The 7,422-nt window shown below is 68.2% G+C and carries 6 protein-coding genes; 5 read left to right on the forward strand and 1 reads right to left on the reverse strand.

The annotated features are described in order from the left end of the window. Positions 1 to 2: 2 nt before the first annotated feature. Positions 3 to 2,954 carry a bifunctional diguanylate cyclase/phosphodiesterase gene (locus UU7_RS15685; RefSeq protein WP_007810011.1) on the reverse strand — a complete coding sequence of 984 codons (2,952 nt, stop codon included), beginning with the start codon at positions 2,952 to 2,954 and terminating at the stop codon, positions 3 to 5. 218 nt (positions 2,955 to 3,172) lie between these two features. Between UU7_RS15685 and dinG the strand changes: the two genes are divergently transcribed. The 5 genes from dinG to UU7_RS15710 all read left to right on the forward strand — a co-directional run bounded on the left by dinG (position 3,173) and on the right by UU7_RS15710 (position 7,329). Then, entirely contained in the window at positions 3,173 to 5,290 is a 2,118-nt protein-coding gene (gene dinG / locus UU7_RS15690) for an ATP-dependent DNA helicase DinG (protein WP_007810012.1), read from the forward strand. Further along, positions 5,287 to 5,847, forward strand: a complete 561-nt coding sequence (locus tag UU7_RS15695) for a HutD/Ves family protein (RefSeq protein ID WP_007810014.1) — start codon at positions 5,287 to 5,289, stop codon at positions 5,845 to 5,847. The genes dinG and UU7_RS15695 overlap by 4 nt, the downstream gene beginning before the upstream one ends. An 82-nt stretch (positions 5,848 to 5,929) precedes the next feature. Then, the gene (locus tag UU7_RS15700; protein WP_007810015.1) at positions 5,930 to 6,127 is read left to right on the forward strand and encodes a hypothetical protein; all 198 of its coding nucleotides are present in this window, start codon (positions 5,930 to 5,932) and stop codon (positions 6,125 to 6,127) included. Positions 6,128 to 6,139: 12 nt separating this feature from the next. Next, the gene (locus UU7_RS15705; protein ID WP_007810017.1) at positions 6,140 to 6,733 is read left to right on the forward strand and encodes a DUF938 domain-containing protein; all 594 of its coding nucleotides are present in this window, start codon (positions 6,140 to 6,142) and stop codon (positions 6,731 to 6,733) included. A 194-nt stretch (positions 6,734 to 6,927) separates the two neighbouring features. After that, positions 6,928 to 7,329 (forward strand): YchJ family protein, encoded by a 402-nt coding sequence (locus tag UU7_RS15710; RefSeq protein WP_007810019.1) that lies wholly within the window; start codon positions 6,928 to 6,930, stop codon positions 7,327 to 7,329. Positions 7,330 to 7,422 lie beyond the last annotated feature (93 nt).

The following is a 7,422-nucleotide window of genomic DNA, read 5'->3' on the forward strand; positions in this document are numbered from 1 at the left end:
ACTCAGGCCGCGCCACCGACGGTCGCCGATGGCCGGGCGATCGGCGCGGGGCGGCCGAGCAGGTAGCCCTGGCCCATCTCGCAACCCATCGCGATCAGCGCGCCGCGCTGGATCGGCGTCTCGATGCCCTCGGCGATCACCTGGATGTTCAGCGCCCGCGCGAGCGCCAGGATCGCCGCGACCACCGTGGTCCCCGAGGTGTTCGCGCCCTTGTCCAGTTCGTGCACGAAGGCGCGGTCGATCTTCAGGATGCGCAGCGGCAGCGAATGCAGATAGCTCAGCGACGAATAGCCGGTGCCGAAATCGTCCAGCGCGGCACCGACGCCGATCAGCCGCAGGCGGTCCAGCGTGGCCCGCACGTGTTCGGGATTGTCCAGCAGGGCGCCCTCGGTGACTTCCACCACCAGCCGCGACGGCGGCAACGCGGTGGTTTCCAGCAGCTGCACCAGGCGGCGGTCGAAATCGGTGTGGCGCAGGTGCAGGGCCGAGACGTTGATGGTCATGAACGCCTCGCCGTCACCATGGCGCAGCAGTTCCCGGCAGCTCAATTCGAACATGCGCCAGTCGATCGCCTCGACCAGGCCGCTGTCCTCGGCGATCTTCAGGAAATCGCCGGGAACCAGCACGCCACGCCGGGGATGGTTCCAGCGGATCAGCGCCTCGTAGCCGAGCACGCGGTCACTGCCGTCCAGGGCGCAGATCGGCTGGAAGTACGGCTCGAACTGGTCGTGCTGCAAGGCCTGGCGCAACTCGCCTTCCATCGCCAGCACGTCGACCACGTTCTTGGCCAGCGTCTCGTCGAACATCGCGAAGCGCTTGCGGCCGAGTTCCTTGGCGCGATACAGCGCGATGTCGGCATCGCGCAGCATCTCGTCAGCGGTGGCGTAGTGGTCGTCGCCCATCGCGATGCCGACGCTGGCGGTCACCTGCAGTTCCTTGCCGGCCACCAGCATCGGCGGGCCCAGCGCATCCAGCACGCGCTGCGCCACCGTGGTGGCCGCCGGCGGCAAATCTTCCTGTTCCAGCAGGATCGCGAATTCGTCACCGGCCAGGCGCGCCACCAGGTCGGGATGGCGCACGCAGGCGGCAAGGCGGTTCGCCACTTCCTTCAGCACTTCATCGCCGGCAAGGTGGCCGAGGCTGTCGTTGATGATCTTGAAGCGGTCGACGTCCAGGTACAGCAGCGCGCAGCGCTGGTCCGGGTTGTGCCGCATCGTGGCCAGCACGCGATCGATGCGGTCGCGCAGGTAGCTGCGATTGGGCAGGCCGGTCAGCGAATCGTGCATGACCTGGTGGCGCAGCTGGTCCTGCATGCGCTCGCGCTCGATGATTTCCTTGCGCAGCGCCAGCGTGCGTTCCTCCACCCGCTGCTCGAGTTCGCCGTAGGCGCGCCGCAACGTCTCGGCCGAGCGCCGGCGGCTCAGACTGTTGGCGATCTGCGATGCGGCAAAACTCAGCAGTTCCTGGTCGGCCGGCCCGTATACCACGTCGGGCCGATAGCTCTGCACGGTGACCAGGCCGATCACCTCGTCACCGACGACCAGCGGCACGCCCAGCCAGCACATCGCCGGCGAGCCCATGCGGCCGGGCGCGATCTCGCCCTGTCGTTCGAGCTCCTCGATCTGCGCATTGTCCAGCCGCAACTCGGTACCCTGGCGCAGCACGTACTCGCTGAGGCCGCGGCCCAGCGGGCGCTCAGCCGGCGGCGCCAGCACGGCGTCCACCGAGTAGGGAAAGGTCAGCTTCTGGCGATCATCGGAAAGCAGCGCGATGAAGAAATTCTCCGCGTTCAACAGCTCGCCGACCACGCCGTGCACGCGCCGGTAGAAGGCGTCCTGATCGATGTCGGCGGTGGCCATCTCGGCGATCCGGAACAGCGCCGCCTGCAGATGCTCGGCGCGCTGGCGTTCGACCACTTCCATCTGCAGGCCGCGGTTGGCCTCGGCCAGCTGCACGGTGCGTTGCTGCACCTGGCGCTCGAGTTCGTCCTTGCCCTGCTTGCGCTCCAGCGCCGTGAGAATGTGGCTGCCGACGAACTGCAACAGGGCGAGATCCTCCTCGCTGAAGCCGATGTTCTGCTGGTAACTCTGCACCACCAGCGCGCCGCCGACATGACCGTCACGCAGCATCGGCACGCCGAGCCAGTCGTGGCTGTCCGGCCCGATCACGGCCACCGGACCCGGCGCCTGGTTGCGCAGCTCCTCCGCGTCGCCCATCCGCGCATTGCCGTCGCGCATCACGTACCAGGTCAGCGTGTGCTCGATCGCACTCATCGGCATGTCCTGGCCGTCGCCGGGGATGGCGGGGTCCACGACATCGACGTAATAGAGGAAGCGCACCGTGTTTTCGCCCGCGTTGCGCGTCACGATGAACATGTTTTCCGCGTACATCAGCGTGCTGACGATGGCATGGATGCCGCGCAGCATGGCCGGCATGTCACGTTCGGAGCCGGCCAGGTCGGAGATCGCGAACAGCGCGCGCTGCAGGTTCTCCGAGCGCTCCAGCTGTTCGTGCGAATCGCGCAGTTCCACCCATTCCAGCGCCCGCTGCAGCAGTTGCCCGGCAAGCTCCAGCGGTTCCCGCAACGCCTCGAACAGGTCGAATGCCGGCTGCGCCGTGCGCACCACCAGCAGCACGGGTTCGGGCTGCTCGCACAGCCGCACGGCGGCGCGGCGACCGTCGGCATGCCACTGCGGCTGAGAGGTGGCGCGCGCGGCATCGAGCCAGGGCGCGTCGGCTGCCGCCACCAACCCCGGACTGTGCTGCTGCACGTACTCCAGGGCACCGCTGCCCCACAGGACTTCGGCCGCCAGGCAATCCGGATGCGCCCCGACCAGGCCGGCCACGCCGGTGGCCACTTCCTCCGGGGTATGCGCGATGATCAGCCGAGCCAGCCAGCTCAGCTGCTGCGCTCCCTCGTACGATGCCGAGCCGACCGCGCCCGCCTGCTTCATCGTTGAAGACTCCCCCAGTCCCGGGCCTGCCAACGCCGGTTGGTCAGGATACCGCTTCGCACCGACGCGGCAAGACCTCGCCAGACAGGACCGAGCCTGCCTGCATGGGGCGGAACACGCAATACCGATAGACTGTGCCTTTGTACCCGGTCATCCGCGCCGGCCGTCGATCCTGCCGACGCCCCGCCGCGACCGCGCCACAGGTTGCCGATTCGTCCATGCTTGCCGACACCACCAAAGACGCCATCCGCGCCGCCTACGCGCGCCTGAAGGACGGCCTGCCCGGTTTCCGTGCGCGCGCCTCGCAGGGAAAGATGATCGCCGAAGTGGCCAAGGCCTTCGGCCAGACCGGCGGTGTGGCGGTGATCGAGGCGCCCACCGGCACCGGCAAGTCGATGGCCTACCTGATCGCCGGCGTCGAGGTGGCACGCGCGCAGAAGAAGAAGCTGCTGATCGCCACCGCCACGGTGGCGCTGCAGGAACAATTGGTGCAACGGGACATCCCGCTGTACCTGCAGCTCAACGGCATCGAGGCCAAGGTGGCGCTGGCCAAGGGCCGCGGTCGCTACTTGTGCCCACGCAACCTGCTGATGGCCGCCAACAGCATCCACGACGCGCAGATGGGCCTGGCCGGTTTCGAGTCGGACCTGATGCTGTGGGCGAAGCCGCCGCAGGCGCGCGACAAGCAGTCGCTGGCCAAGCTGCGCGTGGCGTTCGACCACAACGAGTGGAACGGCGACATGGACAGCGCGCCCGAACCGGTCAGCGACCTGCTGCGGCCGATGATCACCACCAGCGCCGGCGGCTGCACCGGGCGCAAGTGCGGGCAGTTCATGAACTGCCCGTTCTTCGCCGCGCGTCGTGCGGTCGACGACGCCGAGATCATCGTGGCCAACCAGGACCTGGTGCTGGCCGACCTGACCATGCCGGGCGAAGGCAGCGCCGAGGGCGTGCAGGGCTGGGGTGGGGTGATCCTGCCGCGGCCGGACGAGACGCTGTACATCTTCGACGAAGGCCACCACGTGCCGGGCAAGGCGATCGACCGCGGCGCCGCCGAGGTCTACATGACCGCCACCGTGCGCCAGCTGAGCCGGCTCGGCCGGCAGGTGCACGCGGCCTATTCGCTGACCGACAAGGAACGCCTGGGCAAGCTCGGCCTCGACCAGGGCGACGAAAAACTGCAGGAGCTCAGCAACACGCTGGAGGAACTGGAGAAGGAAATCCGCCTGGCCTGGCTGCCCGACCCGGCCGAGAACGAACCGATGTACCGGGGCTCGCTGGGGCAGTTGCCCGAACCGTGGGTGGAACACGCCCGCATGCTCGACCTGCTCACCGGCGACGTGCAGCGCTGGCTCGCCGCAGTACGTCGCGCGGTGGTCGAGATGACCGATGGTGGGCCGACCCAGGAAGCGCTGTCGCGCGAACTGGGCATGGCGCTGGAACGCATCGGCAAGCAGGCCGCCTGCTGGCGTGCATGGTCCAGCGACGATCCCGACAACGCGCCACCTACAGCGCGCTGGGTGACGCTGGGTGCCGACCAGCAACTGGTCTGCCACGCCTCGGCGGTATCCGCGGCAGGACTGCTGCGCAACGTGCTGTGGGACAACGCCAGCGGCGTGGTGATGACCTCGGCCACGCTCAGCGCGGGCGGCAATTTCCGCGGCTTCGCCGACGCCGTCGGCCTGCCCAATGACGCGGTGACCTTGAGCCTGCCCTCGCCATTCGACCTCGCCGCCCAGGCACGGCTCGAAGTGCCGGCGATGCGCACGATGCCCGACGCCCGCGAGGCGCATGCGGAAGAAATCAGCGAGTGGCTGGCGGAAAACCTCGATTGGGACGCCGGCAATCTGGTGCTGTTCACCTCGCGCCAGAAACTCGACCGCGTGCTGCAGAAACTGCCGATCGCCCAGGTGCGCAAGGTGCGCGCGCAAGGCTCGCTGGGCAAGTCGCAGCTGGTCGCAGAACACTGCGCCGACATCGAGGCCGGCAAGGGCAGCACGCTGTTCGGGCTGGCCTCGTTCGGCGAAGGCCTCGATCTTCCGGGCAAGTTCTGCGAGACGGTGGTGATCACCCAGTTGCCGTTCGCGGTGCCCACCGATCCGGTCGGCGCCACCTATGCCGAGTGGCTGGAATCGCGCGGGCGCAACCCGTTCATCGAAGTCAGCATACCCGAGGCCACTCGCCTGCTCACCCAATACTGCGGCCGCCTGATCCGCAACGAGACCGACCACGGCCGCATCGTGCTGCTGGACCGCCGCGTGGTCACCAAGCGCTACGGCGCGGGCATGCTGCGCGCGCTGCCGCCGTTCGAGCGCGTCATCGAGAGAACCGCATGATCATCCGCCTCGCCGATTGCCCGTCGCAGCCGTGGAAGAACGGCCTGGGCCGCACCCGCGAAATAGCCGTCCATCCGGCGCTGGCCCACGGCGACGATTTCGACTGGCGGGTCAGCATCGCCGAGGTCGACAGCGCGGCGCCGTTCTCGCTTTTTCCGGGCATCGACCGGCAGATCGTGCTGCTCGACGGCGCCGGCTTCACGATGACGCTGGACGACGGCCGCGTCCATGCTCTGACCACGCCGTTCGCCCCGTTCGCCTTCGCCGGCGAAACGGAAGTCGCCGTGTCCCTGGCCGGCGGTCCCACCCGCGACTTCAACCTGATGCTGCGTCGCGCCCGGGTGCGCGGTGAGGTGCAGGCATGGACGACAACCGGCACGCGCATGATAGACGCCGGCACCGCCCTGGTTTTCTGCGCCCGCGGCGCGATCGATACCTCGGACGGGCGCCTGCAGGCCGGCGACGCCTGGCGCCCCGCGGCGGCTGGCCCGGTGGAGATCACCCTGCATGACGACACCGTGGCCCTGGTCGTCCGGGTCGAGGCCGTGGCCGCCTGACGGCGGGGTGCCGAGAGTCACCTGTGGCCGCCGTTTTGGCTGCGCTAGAATCTCCGACATCCCCAACCGCGAGGAACGACCGATGGCTGGTTTCCTGCTCTGGCTGTTGCTGCTGGTGTTCTGCTGGCCGCTGGCGTTGCTCGCGCTGGTGCTCTATCCGATCGTGTGGCTGGTCCTTCTGCCGTTCCGGCTGGTCGGCATCACCGTCGGCGCGGTGTTCGCCTTCCTCCGCGCGCTGCTGATGTTGCCGGCGCGGGTGCTGCGCGGCCATCCGGCCTGAATCGATCGCGGCGTGGAAAAACCTCGCTCGCCTGCCTGCCAGCGCAACCGCGAACCGATCCTCGACGTGCTGCGCGAGCAGTTCGCCGATCGTCGCCACGTGCTGGAGATCGGCAGCGGCACCGGTGAGCACGCCGTGCACTTTGCCGCGGCACTGCCGCAGCTGACCTGGCAGAGTTCCGACCGTCGCGAAAACCTGCCCGGCATCCGCGCCTGGCTGGACGATGCACGACTGCCGAACACGCCGGCGCCGCTGGAATTCGACGTCGGCGGCCACTGGCCGGCCGGGTCGTTCGACGCGCTGTTCAGCGCCAACACCTTGCACATCATGTGCTGGGACGAAGTGCGGCAGCTGTTTGCGCGACTGCCCACGATCCTCGCCAGCGATGCCGTCGTGGTCATCTACGGCCCGTTCAACTACGACGGCCGCTACAGCAGCCAGAGCAATGCCGCGTTCGACGTCTGGTTGAAGGAACGCGGCGAACGCATGGCGATCCGCGATGCGGAAGCGGTCGATGCCTTGGCGAGCCAGGCCGGCCTGCAGCTGGTTGCCGACATCGCGATGCCGGCGAACAACCGCTGTCGGGTGTGGCATCGCCGCGGCTGAGAGGTTGTGAGTTTTTCAACCTCTCAGTCCGGCCACGAGGGCCGGGCATGAAGCAGTCACGCAAGTGACTGTTTCATGTGAGCGAGTCCGGACATGCGCCGGACTCGCGATAGAAGAAAACCACAGGAAGTGGTTTTCTTCACAGGCGCTGAGGCCCGCCTGCACGAATCCGCCGAACCGGGTACAAAGGCGGCATGAAGTCCATCGATACGTTGACCCCATGCCCCTGCGGCAACCCGGCCGGCTACGCCGCCTGTTGCGGATCGCTGCATGACGGCGGCGTCGCCGCCAGCGCCGAGCAACTGATGCGCTCGCGCTACAGCGCCTACGTGCTCAAGCGCGAGGACTACCTGCTGGCCAGCTGGCATCCCGACACCCGGCCGGACACGCTGCGACTGGCGGCGCAGCAACCGCCGCCCAGTTGGCTCGGGCTGGAGGTGCGGCAGGCCCGGCAGATCGATGACGAACATGCCGTGGTCGAGTTCGTGGCCCGCTACCGCCTGGGCGGCGGTCGCGCGCAACGCCAGCACGAGACCAGCCGCTTCGTGCGCCTGGACGGCCGCTGGTATTACCTCGACGGCGAACTGAAGAACTGAGAGGTTGTGAGTTTTTCAACCTCTCAGGTCGGCCAGGCACGGCCGACCGCGGATCGGTCACGCCAGTGACTGATTCGCGTGAGCACGTCCGGG

The organism is Rhodanobacter spathiphylli B39, assembly GCF_000264295.1.
Classification (GTDB): domain Bacteria; phylum Pseudomonadota; class Gammaproteobacteria; order Xanthomonadales; family Rhodanobacteraceae; genus Rhodanobacter; species Rhodanobacter spathiphylli.